General features: G+C 72.0%; 13 protein-coding genes. 5 read left to right on the forward strand and 8 right to left on the reverse strand.

The window, feature by feature from the left end; genetic code table 11:
• Positions 1-41 precede the first annotated feature (41 nt).
• Genes H4696_RS18620 through fxsT form a run of 3 tightly spaced genes read left to right on the forward strand, consistent with a single transcriptional unit; the run spans position 42 to position 4,692 of the window.
• Positions 42-785 (forward strand): NUDIX hydrolase, encoded by a 744-nt coding sequence (locus H4696_RS18620; RefSeq protein ID WP_086858049.1) that lies wholly within the window; start codon positions 42-44, stop codon positions 783-785.
• Complete coding sequence (locus H4696_RS18625) at positions 782-1,522, forward strand: 5'-methylthioadenosine/S-adenosylhomocysteine nucleosidase (protein WP_249026911.1); 741 nt, start codon at positions 782-784, stop codon at positions 1,520-1,522. The genes H4696_RS18620 and H4696_RS18625 overlap by 4 nt, the downstream gene beginning before the upstream one ends.
• Positions 1,519-4,692 carry an FxSxx-COOH system tetratricopeptide repeat protein gene (gene fxsT, locus H4696_RS18630; protein WP_192782395.1) on the forward strand — a complete coding sequence of 1,058 codons (3,174 nt, stop codon included), beginning with the start codon at positions 1,519-1,521 and terminating at the stop codon, positions 4,690-4,692. The genes H4696_RS18625 and fxsT overlap by 4 nt, the downstream gene beginning before the upstream one ends.
• On the opposite strand, the gene H4696_RS18635 is transcribed toward fxsT, so the two are convergent.
• Genes H4696_RS18635 through H4696_RS18670 form a run of 8 tightly spaced genes read right to left on the reverse strand, consistent with a single transcriptional unit; the run spans position 4,676 to position 14,514 of the window.
• The gene (locus H4696_RS18635; RefSeq protein WP_086863865.1) at positions 4,676-5,287 is read right to left on the reverse strand and encodes a TetR/AcrR family transcriptional regulator; all 612 of its coding nucleotides are present in this window, start codon (positions 5,285-5,287) and stop codon (positions 4,676-4,678) included. The genes fxsT and H4696_RS18635 overlap by 17 nt on opposite strands.
• Positions 5,284-6,117: an SDR family oxidoreductase gene (locus H4696_RS18640; RefSeq protein WP_086863866.1), complete on the reverse strand. Its 834-nt coding sequence runs from the start codon at positions 6,115-6,117 to the stop codon at positions 5,284-5,286. The genes H4696_RS18635 and H4696_RS18640 overlap by 4 nt, the downstream gene beginning before the upstream one ends.
• 60 nt (positions 6,118-6,177) lie before the next feature.
• A complete protein-coding gene (locus H4696_RS18645; protein ID WP_086863867.1) occupies positions 6,178-7,344 on the reverse strand; it encodes an acyl-CoA dehydrogenase family protein in 1,167 nt (388 codons plus the stop codon).
• On the reverse strand, positions 7,341-9,290 hold the full coding sequence (locus H4696_RS18650) for an ATP-binding protein (protein ID WP_086863868.1): 1,950 nt from the start codon (positions 9,288-9,290) through the stop codon (positions 7,341-7,343). Before H4696_RS18650 ends, H4696_RS18645 begins: the two co-directional genes overlap by 4 nt.
• Positions 9,291-9,297: 7 nt before the next feature.
• The gene (locus H4696_RS18655) at positions 9,298-10,896 is read right to left on the reverse strand and encodes an acyl-CoA carboxylase subunit beta (RefSeq protein WP_192782396.1); all 1,599 of its coding nucleotides are present in this window, start codon (positions 10,894-10,896) and stop codon (positions 9,298-9,300) included.
• Entirely contained in the window at positions 10,893-12,041 is a 1,149-nt protein-coding gene (locus tag H4696_RS18660; protein ID WP_086863870.1) for an acyl-CoA dehydrogenase family protein, read from the reverse strand. Before H4696_RS18660 ends, H4696_RS18655 begins: the two co-directional genes overlap by 4 nt.
• Positions 12,038-13,726, reverse strand: coding sequence for an acyclic terpene utilization AtuA family protein (locus H4696_RS18665; RefSeq protein WP_086863871.1), 1,689 nt, complete (start codon positions 13,724-13,726; stop codon positions 12,038-12,040). Before H4696_RS18665 ends, H4696_RS18660 begins: the two co-directional genes overlap by 4 nt.
• Positions 13,723-14,514, reverse strand: coding sequence for a TIGR03084 family metal-binding protein (locus H4696_RS18670; RefSeq protein WP_086863872.1), 792 nt, complete (start codon positions 14,512-14,514; stop codon positions 13,723-13,725). The genes H4696_RS18665 and H4696_RS18670 overlap by 4 nt, the downstream gene beginning before the upstream one ends.
• 140 nt (positions 14,515-14,654) lie before the next feature.
• Here H4696_RS18670 and H4696_RS18675 point away from each other — a divergent pair, with 140 nt between their 5' ends.
• Positions 14,655-15,494: an enoyl-CoA hydratase-related protein gene (locus H4696_RS18675; RefSeq protein WP_086863873.1), complete on the forward strand. Its 840-nt coding sequence runs from the start codon at positions 14,655-14,657 to the stop codon at positions 15,492-15,494.
• Positions 15,491-16,096 carry an acetoacetate decarboxylase family protein gene (locus tag H4696_RS18680; RefSeq protein ID WP_086863874.1) on the forward strand — a complete coding sequence of 202 codons (606 nt, stop codon included), beginning with the start codon at positions 15,491-15,493 and terminating at the stop codon, positions 16,094-16,096. The genes H4696_RS18675 and H4696_RS18680 overlap by 4 nt, the downstream gene beginning before the upstream one ends.
• The last annotated feature ends 107 nt before the right edge of the window (positions 16,097-16,203 follow it).

Raw genomic sequence — 16,203 nt, forward strand, 5'->3', positions numbered from 1 at the left:
GCCGACTTTGCGTCAAGGTGACATGAAGCTAGGCTTGCGGCGTGCCCCAGGACACGACATGGCAGATCCCGAAGGTCGCGGTCGCCGTCGACCTCGCGATCCTCACCGTCCGCGAAGAGCGGCTGAACATCCTGCTCGTCGAGCGGGCGGAAGAGCCCTACCGCGGGCAGCTCGCGCTCCCCGGCGGGTTCATCGCCTCCGAAGACGAGGACATCGACGTCGCCGCGGCCCGCGAGCTGGCCGAAGAGACCGGCCTGGCGGCCGGACGGCTGCATCTGGAACAGTTGCGGACCTACGGTGGTCCGGACCGTGATCCTCGGGGGAGGGTGGTGACCGTGTGCTACCTGGCGCTGGTGCCGGACCTGCCGATCCCGTCGGCGGGCGGGGACGCGCGCGCCGCGCGCTGGGAAGCGGTCCGCGACGTCGAACGCACGGACGCGCCGGTGGCCTTCGACCACCGGACGATCATCGCCGACGCGGTGGAGCGGGCGCGCGGCAAGCTCGAGTACACGACGCTGGCCGCGGCGTTCTGCCCGGCCGAGTTCACGATCAGCGAGCTGCGGCGGGTGTACGAGATCGTCTGGGGCCACCGCCTCGACCACCGCAACTTCCACCGCAAGATCACCGGGGTGGCAGGGTTCCTCGTGCCGACCGGTGACCGGACCGCGCGGGACGGCGGGCGCCCGGCCGCGCTCTACCGGCGTGGCCCGGCGACGGTGCTGCACCCGCCGATCCTCCGCGGGCACGACCCGAACGACGCAGAAAGCGAGACCACCACCCCGTGAACGGCATTCCGGAACCCCCGATCGTGGTGCTGACCGCGCTGGAAGTGGAGTACGCGGCCGTCCGCGCGCTGCTGGCCGACCGCCGGGTGGAGACCCACCCGTCGGGCACCCGGTTCGAAGTGGGCCGGCCTCCGGGCGGCCGCGGCTCGGCCGTGCTCGCGCTGACCGGGCAGGGGAACCAGGCGTCGGCCATCCTCGCCGAGCGCGCGATCACCACGTTCGCGCCGCGGGCGCTGCTGTTCGTGGGCGTCGCCGGCGCGCTGCACGACGACCTCGAACCCGGCGACGTCGTCGTGGGCACCAAGGTCTACGGCTACCACGGCGGCAAGGACGAGGACGGCGGCTTCCGCGCCCGGCCGCAGGCGTGGGAAATCCCTTACGAGCTCGACCAGATCGCCCGGCACGTCGCCCGCGAAGAGGAGTGGCTCCCGGACGAGCGCCGTCCGCCGGTGCACTTCCGGCCGATCGCCGCCGGCGAGGTCGTGCTCAATTCGCGCACCACCCCGCTGGCCGAGCAGCTGCGCACGAACTACGACGACGCCGCCGCGATCGAAATGGAAAGCGCGGGCGTCGCGAAAGCGGGTCACCTCAACCGCAACCTGCCGGTCGTCGCCGTCCGCGGCATCAGCGACAAGGCCGACGGCCACAAGCACACCGCCGACAAGGCCGGCTGGCAGCCCGTCGCGGCGGCCAACGCGGCCGCGTTCGCCTTCGCGCTGGCCGCCGAGCTCCCGTGACCGCCACCGTCGTCGTGCTGACCGCGCTGGAGGCGGAATACGCGGCGGTGCGGACGTTGCTGGCCAACCGCCGGGTGACGACGCACCCCTCGGGCACGCGGTTCGAGGTCGGCGAGCCGCCCGCCGGCCGGGCCACGATCGTCCTCGCGCTCACCGGCCAGGGCAACCAGGGCGCCGCCGTCCTCACCGAACGCGCCATCGCCACGTTCGGGCCCAGCGCGCTGGTGTTCGCCGGCATCGCCGGGGCGCTGCACGACGACCTCGCGCCCGGGGACGTCGTGGTGGCGACGAAGGTCTACGGCTACCACGGCGGCAAGGACGCCGACGGCGGCTTCCGAACCCGGCCGCAGGCCTGGGAAATCCCGCACCACCTCGACCAGCTGGCCCGGCACGTCGCCCGCGAAGAGAACTGGCTCCCCGGCGGGCACCACCCGCCGGTGCACTTCCGGCCGATCGCCGCCGGGGAAGTCGTCCTCGGCTCCCGCACCGGCCCGCTGGCCGAGCAGCTGCGCGCGCACTACGACGACGCCGCCGCGGTCGAAATGGAAAGTGCGGGCGTCGCCAAAGCCGGGCACCTCAACCACGGCTTGCCGGTGCTGACCGTCCGGGGCATCGGCGACGGCGGGGCGCACGCCGTCGCGGCCGCGCACGCCGCCGCGTTCGCACTGGCCCTCGCCGCCGAGATCCCGGAACGGCCGAGCACCGTGACGGCGGGGCTGCCCTGGCCGTACCGGACCGGCGTGGTCCCCGTCCGCGCGGACGGCTTCCAGGACCGCGAGATCCCGTTCGACGGCACCACGGTGCTGTCCGGGCTGGGCGGCGTCGGCAAGACGCAGCTGGCCGCGGACCACGCGGAACGCGCGTGGGCCGGGCGCGAGGTCGACCTGCTGGCCTGGATCGGCGCGGACTCCCGTGACGCGGTCCTCACGGCCTACGCGCAGCTCGCGAAGACGCTCACTGGCATCGAGGACCCGGATCCCGCGCAGGGCGCGCGCCGCCTACTCGACTGGCTGGCCACGACGCCGAAGCGCTGGCTGCTGGTGCTGGACGACGTGCAGCACCCCGCGGACCTGCAAGGACTCTGGCCACCGGCGTCGGAAACCGGGCGGGTCGTGCTCACCACCCGCCGACGCGACGCCGCCCTCGCCGGCGACCGGCGGCGGATCGTCGACGTCGGCCAGTTCACCACCGCGGAGTCCCGCGCCTACCTCAACCGCAAGCTCGCCGGCCGGCCGCACCTGGCCGACGACGTCGCCGGGCTGGCGGACGACCTCGGGCACCTGCCGCTGGCGCTGGCCCAGGCCGCGGCGTACGTCCTCGACCGCGACCTCCCCTGCTCGGCCTACCGGCAGCGGTTCCGGGAGCGCAAGCTGCCCGCGGTCCTGCCCGACCGGCACGGTCTCCCCGACGACCACCAGGCCACCGTGACGGCGACCTGGTCCCTGTCGGTCGCCCACGCCGACTCCCTCGAACCCGCCGGGCTGGCCGGCCCGCTGCTGCGGTTCGCGAGCGTCCTCGATCCCCACGGCATCCCGTACACCGTGCTCACCGCGCCGGCCGTCCTGGCCTTCCTGCGCAAAGCGGCCCGCCGCCGCGTGACCGCGGACGACGCCCGCGACGCGCTGGGCTGCCTGCACCGGCTGAACCTCGTGACCCTCGACCCGCAGACGGTCCGCGTGCACGCCCTCGTCCAGCGCGCGGCGCGGGACGACTTGCGCCCGAAGCACCTTTCCCGGATCACGCGCGCCGCCGCGGACGCGCTGGTGCAGGCGTGGCCGGAGATCGAGTCGGACCGGACTCTGGCGCAAGCGTTGCGGCGCGGCACTTTCGCGCTGCAGGCCACCGGGGACGTCGAGCAGCTCTGGCGCCGGGGGTACCACGTGGTACTGCTCCAAGCGGGCCGGAGTCTCCGCGAGAGCGGGCAGCTCGGCCCGGCGATCGCTTACTTCCAGGAGCTCAGCAGTACGGCGGCGGACCGGCTCGGCGGCAACCACCTCGACACCTCGATCGCCCGTTTCGACCTCGCGGACACGGTGGGCACCTCCGGTGATCCGCGAGCAGCGGTCACCGCGCTGAGCGCTCTGCTGGCGGTGCTGGACCTGAAACCCGGGCGCACGCACCAGCTGACGTTGACCGTGCGCAGCACCCTGGCCAGGTACCTGGGCGAGTCGGGCAACTTCGCCGGGGCGGTGACGGTGTACGAGTACCTGCTGCCGGATCTGGAGCGGGTGCTCGGGCCCGAGCACCAAGCCACCTCCGCCACCCGCCAGAACCTCGCTGTCATGCGGAACGCCGCCGGCGACCCGTCGGGGTCGGCCGCGGTCGAGCGGTCGGTCCACGAGCGGCATCGAGCGCTCGGGCCGCTCCACCCCGACACCCTGAACGCCCGCGTCGCCTCGGCGAAGCTGCGGGGTGACGCCGGGGACAGCGAAGGAGCGATAGCCGCTTACGAAAGCGTCCTGCCGGATCTCGCGCGGGTGTTCGGGCCCGAGCACCGCGCCACCTTGACCACCCGCGGCGCCTCGGCCGTCCTGCGAGGCGAGTCGGGCGACCTGGCCGGTGCGGCTGCCCGGCTCGAAACCTTGCTGGAGGACCAGCACCGGGTCCTCGGCCCCGAGCACCCCGACGCGTTGAGCACGCGCCTCCACCTCGCCTGGTTCCGCGGGCTGGCCGGCGATCCGGCCCCGGCCGTGGCGGCGTACGAGGCGCTGGTTCAAGACCAGCGGCGGGTACTCGGTCCGGATCATCCCGATACCTTCACCGCCCAGCACAACCTGGCCGCGCTGCGGGCCAGGGCAGGCGATCCGGCCGGGGCGGCGGCCGTCATCGAGGGGTTGCTGCCGGAGCTGAGCCGCGTGTTCGGGCCGGACAGCCCGAACGTGCTGACCACCCGCCACAACCTGGCGCGCTTCCATGCCTTCGCGGGCGATCCGGCGGGGGCGCTGGCGACCTTGACGGACCTCCTGGCGGACCTGGACCGCGTCCTCGGGCCGGAGCACCCCACGACCCTGACCGCCCGCCACACCCACGCCACCCTGCGGGGCGAAACCGGGGACCGGGCGGGCGCCGTCGCGGCGCTCGAACTCCTGCTGCCCGACCTGGACCGCGTCCTCGGCCCCGGGCACCCCGAAACGTCCGGTGCCCGCGAGGACCTCACGCGCTTCCGGTGACCGCCAGCCGCAGTTCCAGGGTCCGGGCCCACTCGCGCACGATCTGCTTGCGCCGCTTGGTGTCGTCGGTCAGCAGGTTCGCCAGGCCGAGCCCGCGGCCCAGGTCCAGGGTGGCCTGGACCAGTTCGCGGGTGCCGGGCCGGGACTCGTCGGCGCCCAGGAGTTCCACCGTCACCCGGTGCGCCTCGCGGCCGACCCTCGCCTCCAGCGGGACCAGGACGTCCCGCAGGGCGTCGTCGGTCGCCGCGACCGCCCACAGCTGCAGGGCCGCGCGGAACAGCGGGCCGGTGTAGAGGTTCAGCACCATCTCGACGACGCGCTCGATCCGGGACGCGCCGGTCGGCAGGTCCGCGGCCTGGGCGCGCAGCTCGTCGATCTGGGACTGCCCGAGCAGGTCGACCGCCGCCACCACGAGGTCCTCGCGGGCCGGGAAGTGGTGCTGGGCGGCGCCGCGGGAAACGCCGGCCCGCTCGGCGATCCCGGCCACCGTGACGCCGTGCCAGCCGCGCTCGCCGAAGCTGTCGAGCGCGGCTTCGATCAGCCGCCGCCGCGTGGTGCGGCTGCGTTCCTGCTGGGGTTCGCGGACGCCGGTCAAGCCGGGTCCACCCAGAAGTCGAGCTGCAGGTCTTCCTCCGAGCCGCCGATGCGGTACCGCGAGAAGTCGTTGACCCCCTCGGCGCGCAGGACTTCGTCGTCCAGGAAGAAGTTCCCGGTCGCCGCGCCGCTCGGCTTGGTGAGGATCGCGTACGCGGCGTCGGCCATGATCTCCGGCGTGCGGCTGCGGTCGGCCAGCTCGGCGCCGACGACGTTGCGGATCGCCGCGGTGTCGATGGTCGTGCGCGGCCACAGCGAGTTGACCGAGACGCCGTCCTTCTTGAGCTCGGCCGCGAGCCCGACGGTCACCAGGCTCATCGAGTACTTCGCGATGCTGTAGGCGAGGTGCCCGGCGGTGAACCACTTCTCGTCGAGGCTGATCGGCGGCGACAGCGTCAGGATGTGGGCATTCTCCGAAGCCCGCAGGTGCGGGATGGCCAGTTTGGACAGCAGGAACGTGCCGCGCGCGTTGATGTCCTGCATCAGGTCGTAGCGCTTCATGCTGACCTGCTCGGTCGGCGTCAGGTCGATCGCGCTCGCGTTGTTCACGACGATGTCGATGCCGCCGAACTGCTCGACGGTCTTCGCGACGGCGGCGGCGACCCCGTCGTCGTCGCGGACGTCGCCGAGGATCGGCAGCGCGTGCCCGCCCGCCTTCTCGATCGCCTCGGCCGCGGTGTAGATCGTGCCGGGCAGCTTCGGGTGCGGCTCGGCGGTCTTGGCCAGCAGCGCGATGTTGGCGCCGTCCTTGGCCGCCCGCAGCGCGATCGCCTCGCCGATGCCGCGGCTGCCGCCGGACATGATGATGGTCCTACCCGTCAATCCAGCCATGTAAAACCTCCGTGAGGCGAAGCATCTTTCTCTGGGAAAGTGACGCTTCGGGGTCAGTAGTCAGTAGGACTTGGGCAGGCCGAGGCTGTGCTGGCCGACGAAGTTGAGCACCATCTCGCGGCTGACCGGTGCGATCCGGCCCAGCCGCACCGCCGTGACCAGCGTGCCGAGGCCGTACTCGGTGGCGAGGCCGTTGCCGCCGTGCGTTTGGACGGCTTGGTCCGTCGCGCGGATGGCCACCTCGGCGGCGGCGTACTTGGCCATGTTGGCCGACTCCCCCGCGCCGAAGTCGTCACCGGAGTCGTAGAGCGACGCCGCCTTCTGCGTCATCAGCTTCGCCAGTTCCAGCTCGATCTTGATCTCCGCCAGCGGGTGCGCGAGGCCCTGGTGGCTGCCGATCGGCGCGCCCCAGACCTGCCGCTCGTTCGCGTACCCGACGGCCTTCGCCAGCGCGTACCGGGCGATGCCGAGGGAGAACGACGCGCCCATGATGCGTTCCGGGTTGAGGCCCGCGAACAGCTGCGCGATCGCCGCGTCCTCCTCGCCGACCAGCGCCTCGGCCGGGAGCTTGACGTCGTCGAGGAACAGCGAGAACTGGTTCTCCGGCGCGATGATGTCCATCGGGATCTTCGTGTACTCGAAGCCTGGAGTCCCGGTCGGCAGGATGAACAGCGCGGGCTTGAGCTTGCCGGTCTTCGAGTCCTCCATGCGGCCGACGACGAGCACCGCGTCGGCCTCGTCGACGCCGGAGATGTAGACCTTGCGTCCACTGAGGACCCAGCCGTCGCCGTCGCGCTTGGCGGTGGTGGTGATCTTGTGCGAGTTCGACCCGGCGTCCGGCTCGGTGATCGCGAAGACCATCCGCTTGCTGCCGTCCGCGATGCCGGGCAGCCACTGCTTCTTCTGCTCTTCGGTGCCGAAGCGGGAGATGACCGTGCCGCAGATGGCCGGCGAGACGACCATCAGCAGCAGCGGCGAGCCCGCGGCGGCGAGTTCTTCGAGCACCGCGGCGAGGTCGGCGATGCCCGCGCCCCCGCCGCCGTACTCCTCGGGGATGTTGACGCCGAGGTAGCCCAGCCGCCCGGCCTCGTCCCACAGCTCGTGGGTCTTCTCGCCGGCACGGGCCTTGCGGGCGTAGTACTCGTGCCCGTACTTGGCGCCCAGCTCGGCGACGGCCTTGCGAAGCGCGATCCGCTCCTCCGGCTCGATGAAGTTCATGGCGTTCATTCTGCTTCTCCCACCACCGCGAGGATCGTGCCCACTTCGACCTGCTGTCCGACCGTGACCGGCAGTTCCGCCACCACGCCGTCGGCGGGTGCGGCGATCCGGTGTTCCATCTTCATCGCCTCGAGCCACAGCAGCGGGTCGCCCGCCTTCACGGGGTCCCCGGCCTGGACGGCGAGCCGCACGACCGTGCCCGGCATCGGCGCGACCAGCGACCCGGCGGCCAGCGCCGCGTCGGGATCGGCGAACCGCGGCTCGGCTTTCAGCGCCACCGAACCGAGCGCCGAGTCCACGTAGGACACCCCGTCGTGACGAGCGACGTCGAACGCGCGCCGCACGCCACCCACCTCGAGCACGACCCGCCCCGGCTCGGCGCTGACCAGCCCGGCGTCGAACCCGTCGGCCCGCAAGCCGTCGCGGGTGAGCGAGTAGACGACCTCGTATTCGCGGTCGGCCACCGTGAAGACCTTGCGCTGACCGGCCGAGCGGACGTTGCGCCAGCCGCTCGGCAGCCTGCTCTGCGTGGTGGCCGACGCCCGGTTGCCCGCCGCGTCCGCCAGCGCCGCCGCGAGCGCGGAGAGCCGTTCGGTGTCCACAGTGGCCAGTGGCGCGGCCAGGGTGTCGAGGCCGTGGCGGTCGAAGAAGGCCGTGTCGGTCTCCCCCGCCAGGAAGGCTTCGTGGCGCAGGATGTTCACCAGGAGGTCGCGGTTGGTGACGACGCCGTGGATCTTCGCCGCCGCCAAGGCCTTCGCGAGTCGCCGCGCGGCCTCGGCCCGGGTCGGCGCCCAGGTGATCACCTTGGCGAGCATCGGGTCGTAGTGGACGCCCACCACCGAGCCGCTCTCGAACCCGGAGTCCAGCCGCAGCCCGGCGCCTTCGGTGAACCGGCGGTCCACGTCGGGCACCTCGAAGGTGTGCAGCGTGCCGCTCTGGGGCTGCCAGCCCGCGGCCGGGTCTTCGGCGTAGAGCCGGACCTCGATCGAGTGCCCGACGGTCGGCGGCGGGTCGGCCGGGAGCCGCTCGCCCTCGGCGATCCGCAGCTGCAGCGCGACCAGGTCGAGGCCGGTGACGTTCTCGGTGACCGGGTGCTCGACCTGCAGCCGGGTGTTCATCTCGAGGAAGTAGAACCGGCCGTCGGGACCGGCGAGGAACTCGACCGTGCCCGCACCGACGTAGTCGATGGCCTTGGCGGCCTTGCGCGCGGCCTCGAACAGCTCCTCACGCATGGCGGCATCGACGAACGGCGACGGCGCCTCCTCGACGACCTTCTGGTGCCGGCGCTGGATCGAGCACTCCCGCTCCCCCACCGCCCACACCGTGCCGTGCTTGTCCGCGAGGACCTGGACCTCGATGTGCCGCCCGGTCTCCAGGTACCGCTCGCAGAAGACGGTCGGGTCGCCGAACGCGGACCCGGCCTCCGCGCTCGCCCCTTCGACCGCCTCAGCCAGCTCGTCGAGGGAGCGGACCACGCGCATCCCGCGGCCACCACCCCCGGCGGACGCCTTGACCAGCAACGGCAAGTCGTCGGACGTCACCGACGCCGGGTCCAGTTCGGACAGCACGGGCACCCCGGCCGCGGCCATCAGCCGCTTGGACTCCACTTTGGAGCCCATGGTCTCGATGGCCTCGGGCGGCGGCCCGACCCACGTCAGCCCGGCATCGAGCACGGCCCGGGCGAACGCGGCGTTCTCGGACAAGAAGCCGTAGCCCGGGTGGACGGCGTCGGCGCCGGTGTCGGCCGCGGCCTTCACCAGCAGCTCGGCCCGGAGATAGGTCTCCGAAGGCGCGTTGCCGGGCAGCCGGACGGCCGCGTCGGCTTCCAGCGCGTGGGGCGCGGCGGCATCGGCGTCGGAGAACACCGCCACCGTGCCGATCCCGGCGTCTCGGCAGCTGCGGAACACGCGGCGGGCGATCTCGCCGCGGTTGGCGACCAGCAGGTTCTGGATCATCGCTCACTCACATCCGGAAGACGCCGAAGCCCTCGGCGCCCTTCACTGGTCCATTGTGGATCGCGGACAGGCTCAGCCCCAGCACGGTGCGGGTGTCGCGCGGGTCGATGATGCCGTCGTCGTAGAGCATGCCGGAGAGGAACATCGGCATCGACTCGGCTTCGATCTGGCCTTCCACCATGGCGCGCATGGCCTTGTCGTGTTCCTCGTTGTACTCCTGGCCCCGGCTCTCGGCGGCGGCGCGGGCCACGATGGACAGCACGCCGGCCAGCTGCGCCGGGCCCATCACCGCGGACTTCGCGCTCGGCCACGCGAACAGGAACCGGGGGTCGTAGGCGCGGCCGCACATCCCGTAGTGCCCGGCGCCGTAGGACGCTCCCATGAGGACGGACAGGTGCGGCACCTTCGAGTTCGACACGGCGTTGATCATCATCGCGCCGTGCTTGATGATGCCGCTCTGCTCGTACTCCTTGCCGACCATGTAGCCGGTCGTGTTGTGCAGGAACACCAGCGGCGTGTGGATCTGGTTGGCCAGCTGGATGAACTGCGCGGCCTTCTGCGACTCCTCGCCGAACAGCACGCCCTGGGCGTTGGCCAGCACGCCGACCGGGTAGCCGTGGATGCTCGCCCAGCCCGTGACCAGTGAGGACCCGTACAACGGCTTGAACTCGTCGAAGTCGGAGCCGTCGACGACGCGGGCGATCACCTCGCGCGGGTCGAACGGGACCTTGAGGTCGGTCGGCACGATGCCGAGCAGGTCCTCGGTGTCGTACAGCGGCTCGGCGTAGTCCGGCTTCGGCGTCGGGCCCTGCTTGGTCCAGTTGAGCCGCTTGATGATGTTGCGGCCCAGGCGGATCGCGTCCTGCTCGTCGACGGCCAGGTAGTCGGCCAGGCCGGACGTCCGCGCGTGCATCTCGGCGCCGCCGAGCGACTCGTCGTCGGACTCCTCGCCGGTCGCCATCTTGACCAGCGGCGGCCCGCCGAGGAACACCTTCGCGCGTTCCTTGACCATCACGACGTAGTCCGACATGCCCGGCAGGTACGCCCCGCCGGCGGTGGAGTTGCCGAAGACCAGCGCGACCGTCGGGCAGCCCGCGGCCGAGGCGCGCGTGATGTCCCGGAAGATCCGCCCGCCCGGGATGAAGATCTCCTTCTGCGTCGGCAGGTCCGCCCCGCCGGACTCGACGAGGTTGATCGACGGCAGCCGGTTCTGCGCGGCGATGTCCGCGGCCCGGAAGCTCTTCTTCGTCGTCCAGGGGTTGCTCGCCCCGCCCTTGACCGTCGGGTCGCTGGCCGAGATCAGGCACTCGACGCCTTCGACGACGCCGATGCCGGTGACCAGGCTGGCGCCGACGCGGTAGTCGGTGCCCCACGCGGCCAGCGGCGACAGCTCGAGGAACGGCGAGTCCTGGTCGAGCAGCAGCTCGATCCGCTCGCGGGCCAGGAGCTTGCCGCGCTTGCGGTGACGCTCGACGTACTTCTCGCCGCCGCCCGCGACGGCCTTGGCCTGCTCGGCCTCGATCTCGGCGAGCTTCTCCAGCATCGCTTCGCGGTTCGCGCCGAACTCGGCGGCCCGCGTGTCCACAGTGGACCTCAGAGTTGTCACGAGGTGTATCCCAATCGCTTCGCGGCCAGGCCGGTGAGAATCTCGGTGGTGCCGCCGCCGATGCCGAGGATCCGGACGTCGCGGTAGTGCCGCTCCACTTCGGACTCGCGCATGTAGCCGAGCCCGCCGTGCAGCTGGACGGCCTCGTTGACCACCCACTCGGCGGCCTCGACGGCGGTGTTCTTCGCGAAACAGGCTTCGGCGATGACCTCTTCCCCCGAGACGTGCCGGATCGCGGCCTGCCGGGTGTAGGTCCGCGCCACGTCCACCTTGCGCGCCATCTCGGTGAGCTTGTGCTGCACGACCTGCCGCGAGATGAGCGGCCGGCCGAACGTCTCGCGCAGCCGGCACCAGTCCAGCGTCAGGTCGAGGGCCCGCTGGGCGTGCGCGTACGCCTGCACCGCCAGGGAAAGCCGCTCGGTGACGAACTGGGTAGCGACCTGCGCGAAGCCGCTGTTCTCGGCGCCGACGAGGTTCTCCACCGGCACCCGGACGTCCACGTAGGACAGTTCGGCGGTGTCGGAGCAGAGCCAGCCCATCTTCTCGAGCTTGCGGGACACGGTGAAGCCGGGCGTCCCGCGTTCGACGACGATCAGCGAGAGCCCGTGGGCGCCGTCGCCGCCGGTGCGCACGACCGTCGTGACGAAGTCGGCGCGGCAGCCGGAGGTGATGTAGGTCTTGGCGCCGTTGATGACGTACTCGTCACCCTCGCGCACGGCGGTGGTCCGGATCCCGGCGACGTCGGAGCCGCCGTCCGGTTCGGTGACGGCCAGCGAACCGATCTTGTCCCCGGCCAGCGTCGGGCGCACCCAGCGTTCGATCTGCACCGGGTCGTTCGCCTCGGCGATGTGCGGGACGGCGATGCCGCAGGTGAACAGCGACGCGAAGAGCCCGCCGGAGCCGCCCGCGTAGTGCATCTCCTCGGCGACGACCAGCGCGTCGAGGTAGTTGCCGTCACCCCCGCCGATCTCCTCGGGGAAGGCGACGCCGAGCAGGCCCAGCTCGCCGGCCTTGCGGTGCAGGTCGCGCGGGAGCTCGCCGTCTCGCTCCCAGTCGTCGAGGTGCGGCAGGACTTCCTGCTCGACGAACCTGCGCACGGTCTTGCGCAGCTCGGCCCGTTCGGGCGTCCGGAAGGGATCGGTCACAGGAGCACCTCGGGGACGTCGATTTCACGGGAGCGCAGCCATTCGCCGAACGCCTTGGCCTGCGGGTCGAACCGCGCCTGCGAGGCGACGCCCTGCCCGAGGATGCCCTCGACGACGAAGTTCATCGCCCACAGGTTCGGCAGCAGGTAGCGCGTCACCGGCAGGTCCGCGGTCTCGGGCAGCAGCAGCTTGAACTCGGCCACGGTCAGCCGGTGCACCAGCCACCGCCAGGCCTCTTCGGAACGCACCCAGACGCCGAGGTTGGCGTTGCCGCCCTTGTCCCCGCTGCGGGCTCCGACGATCGTGCCCAGCGGCACGCGGCGCACCGGCCCGTGGTCCAGGGGTTCGGGCAGCGCGGGATCGTCCACATCGGACAAGTCCTGAGTGGACGTCGAAGGCGCTATGTCGACCCGCATCCCGTCCGGCAGCACGGCGACGTGCGGCACCTTCCCGGCGTCCACATAGGCCGCGGTGTAGACGCCGAACGGCGAGGCGTCCGACGGCGGCGCGGTGACGTGGAACCCGGGGTAGCTCGCCAAGGCCAGCTCGACGGCGGCGCCGGTGAACGCGCGCCCGGCCACCTTCGGGTCGGCGTCCTTCACGGCCACGTGCAGGAGCGCGCTCGCGGTCTGCTCGGTGTCGGCGTCGGCGTGATCGGTGCGCGCGAGGGTCCAGCGGACGTCGGCGGGCGGCCGGTCCTTCAAGGACGCTTCGAGCTGTTCCTTGACCAGCGCGGCTTTCGCCTCGATGTCGAGTCCGGTGAGGACGAACGTCGTCTCGTTGCGGAACCCGCCGAGGGTGTTCAGCGCGACCTTCAGCGTCGGCGGCGGGGCTTCCCCGCGGACGCCGGAGATGCGGACGCGGTCCGGCCCGTCTTCGGTCAGCGACAACGTGTCGAACCGGGTGGTGACGTCCGGTCCGGCGTAGCGCGCGCCGGTGATCTCGTACAGCAGCTGGGCTTTGACCGTCCCGGTGTTCACCACTCCCCCGGTGCCCGGGTGCTTGGTGATGACACTGGAACCGTCGGCCTCGATCTCGGCGATCGGGAACCCCGGCACGCCCAGGGAGTGCTCGGTGAAGAAGGCATAGTTGCCGCCGGTGGCCTGGGCGCCGCATTCGATGACGTGCCCGGCGGCGACCGCACCGGCGAGGGCGTCGAAGTCGTCACGAGCCCAGCCGTAGTGCGCGGCGGCCGGGCCGACGATCACCGAGGCATCGGTGACGCGCCCGGTGACGACGACGTCCGCGCCCGCGTTCAGGCACTCGACGATGCCCCACGCGCCGAGATAGGCATTGGCGGTCAACGGTTTCCCGAGTTCCAGCTCCTCGGCGCGCGCGACCAGGTCGTCCCCTTCGACGTGGGCGATCTTGACGTCGAGCCCGAGGCGACCGGCCAGCTCGCGCAGCGCGTCCGCGAGCCCGGCGGGGTTGAGCCCGCCCGCGTTGGCGACGATCTTGACGCCCTTTTCCTGTGCCAGGCCGAGGTTTTCCTCCATCTGGCGCAGGAACGTCTTGGCGTAGCCGCGGTTGGCGTCCTTCATCCGGTCGCGGCCGAGGATGAGCATGGTCAGCTCGGCCAGGTAGTCGCCGGTCAGGACATCGAGGGGGCCGCCGGTGAGCATCTCGCGAACCGCGGAAAACCGGTCGCCGTAGAACCCGGAGGCGTTGCCGATGCGGTAGGTCATGCGAACTGCCCCGGCTTCCGGCCGTTCCCGGGCGGCCCGGCGAACGCCTGCGCGATGGTCAGCCACTCCTCGACGTCGGTGCCCTGCGCCACGAGGTCCGTGTCGGCCGGGTGCCGCCGCTGCGTGACGACCAGGCAGAAGTCCAGCGCGCTGCCGGTCAGCTTCTGCTCGGCGTCCTCCGGGCCGAACGCCCAGGTCGTGCCGTCCGGCGCGGCGAGTTCGACGCGGAACTCCTCCGCCGGCGGCGCGAGCGAGTGGGTCAGGTAGGCGAAGTCGCGGGTGCGCGTGCCGAAGCGGGCGATGTGCCACAGCCGCGCGGTGGGCTCGCGGGTCAGGCCGAGGGCGTCGAAGATGTCCTGGCCGTGCGCCCAGGTCTCCATCATCCGCGCCGTGGCCATCGAGGCGGCGCTCATCGGCGGGCCGTACCAGGGCAGCTTCTGCCCGTCCGGCACGGCCGCGAGCGCTTCGGCCAGCGCCGCCCGCCCGGCGCGCCAGTCTTCGAGGATCTCCCGCGGCGGGCGCCGCGCCCCGGCCTCGGCGCCGTCGTCGACGTAGGTCTCCCCCGCCTTGAGCAGCTCCTCGACCTCGGCCTGCCAGTCCTCCGGGTGGGCCGCCGCGATCAGGGCCTTCCGGTCGGTCCAGGCCAGGTGGGCGATCTGGTGCGCGACCGTCCACCCCTCGGCGGGCGTGGCCCGCGCCCAGTCCGGCGCCGGCAGGTCCGCCACCGCGTCGTCGATCGTCCGTGTCTCCGCGTCGAGATCCCCGAGGATCACGCCGAGATCCGCCATCCGCCGCCTCCTTGCGTCCTGGGGCCCAGGGTCGCACCGGCGCTCGGAAAAATCAAGCACGCCTGATTGTTTCACCCCGGACGCTGCGGATCCACTATTGACATCTTGCCAGTAGCGTCGTTCTGCAATAGTTTTCCGGCATGGCCGACTACGCCGAGATCACCTACGCCGTCGCGGACCGGATCGCCACGGTGACGTTGAACCGCCCCGAGGCGCGCAACGGCTACACGATCCGGATGGCCGACGAGCTCGGCGCGGCGATGGACCGCGCGGACCGCGACGAGGACGTCCGCGTGGCCGTACTGACCGGTGCGGGCAAGGACTTCTGCGTGGGCGCCGACCTCTCGCAGGGCGGCTTCGACTTCGACCCGTCGACCGGCCCGGACGCGGCGTGGCAGGAGCCCGCCGGCCGGTGCTCGAAGCGGATCTTCACGATGAACAAGCCGGTGATCGCGGCCCTGCACGGCGCGGCGGTCGGCGGCGGCATCACCATCACGCTGTCGTGCGACTACCGGCTCGCGTCGGAGGATTCCCGCTTCGGCTTCGTGTTCACGCGCCGCGGCATCTACCCCGAAGGCGCGTCGGCGTGGTTCCTCCCCCGGCTCGTCGGGATGGGCACGGCGCTGGACTGGATGATCAGCGGCCGGGTGTTCCCCGCGTCCGAAGCCCTCGAAAAGGGCTTGGTGCACAAGGTCTTCCCCGCTGGGACGGTCCTCGACGAGGCCTACGCGCTGGCCCGCGAGATCGTCTCGGCGACGGCGCCGGTGTCGGTCGCGGTGACCCGCCAGCTGCTCTACCGGATGGCGGGCGCGCAGTCGCCGTTCCCGGTGCACGAACTCGACTCCCGCCTGATCGGCGGCCTGGGCGCGAGCCCGGACGCGGTCGAGGGCGTCATGTCGTTCCTGCAGAAGCGGCCGCCGGAATTCGGCATGCGCGTCGACAAGGACCTGCCTTCGTACCTCCCCTGGTTGGACAAATGAGCCTCTATCCCCCGCAGCCCTGGCACCTGACCGCCGACGCGCGCGTCTCGATCTGGCGGGTGCCGCCGTCCCAGCTGCCGCCGCTGCCTCCTGGTGCGTCGCCGCTGCTCGTCGCGGGCCAGGCGTCGGTGTTCACGGCGTGGATCGACTACACCCCGCCCGGGCAGCTGGCGTACCACGAGCTGCTGGCCGCGGTCTCGATCAAGGCACGCCGGGTGTCCTGCTCGATCACCGAGATCTGGGTCGACAGCGAGGCGTCGATGGCCGGCGGCCGCGAGCTGTGGGCGATCCCGAAGGGCCTGGCCACCCTGGACTTCACGAGCGGCCCCGCCTTCACGGCGACCGCGGCCACGTCCGGCGACTGGATCGCGACGGCCGCGTTCAAGCGCCGCCCGGGCCTGCCGCTGCGGCTGCCGACGTCGTTCGAGGTGGTCCAGGAGCGCGACGGCCTGCTGCGCACCCCGGTGGGCGCGAAGATCCGCCCGCGCCCGGCGTCGGCGGACTGGAGCTTCAACCCGGACGGCCCGCTGGGCTACCTCGACGGGCGCCGCCCGGTGGCGAGCCTGGAACTCCCCGCGTCGGAGTTGCGCTTCGGCGCCTGAGGCCCCCGCCCAACGTCTTGAATGACTCATTCAGGTCTTCGGAGGTCCTGAATGACTCATTCAAGACATCGCCGCGCCCGCGCGCCCGACCGGACCACCGGCACCCG

Origin of the sequence: Amycolatopsis lexingtonensis (genome assembly GCF_014873755.1) — a bacterium.
Lineage (GTDB): Bacteria > Actinomycetota > Actinomycetes > Mycobacteriales > Pseudonocardiaceae > Amycolatopsis > Amycolatopsis lexingtonensis.

What these genes read in the sequence shown, in the direction of transcription:
- H4696_RS18640 (WP_086863866.1), bottom strand. Translation starts at nt 6,117, where the DNA reads ATGGCTGGATTGACGGGTAGGACCATCATCATGTCCGGCGGCAGCCGC.
- H4696_RS18645 (WP_086863867.1), bottom strand. Translation starts at nt 7,344, where the DNA reads ATGAACGCCATGAACTTCATCGAGCCGGAGGAGCGGATCGCGCTTCGC.
- H4696_RS18650 (WP_086863868.1), bottom strand. Translation starts at nt 9,290, where the DNA reads ATGATCCAGAACCTGCTGGTCGCCAACCGCGGCGAGATCGCCCGCCGC.
- H4696_RS18665 (WP_086863871.1), bottom strand. Translation starts at nt 13,726, where the DNA reads ATGACCTACCGCATCGGCAACGCCTCCGGGTTCTACGGCGACCGGTTT.
- H4696_RS18670 (WP_086863872.1), bottom strand. Translation starts at nt 14,514, where the DNA reads ATGGCGGATCTCGGCGTGATCCTCGGGGATCTCGACGCGGAGACACGG.
- H4696_RS18675 (WP_086863873.1), top strand. Translation starts at nt 14,655, where the DNA reads ATGGCCGACTACGCCGAGATCACCTACGCCGTCGCGGACCGGATCGCC.
- H4696_RS18680 (WP_086863874.1), top strand. Translation starts at nt 15,491, where the DNA reads ATGAGCCTCTATCCCCCGCAGCCCTGGCACCTGACCGCCGACGCGCGC.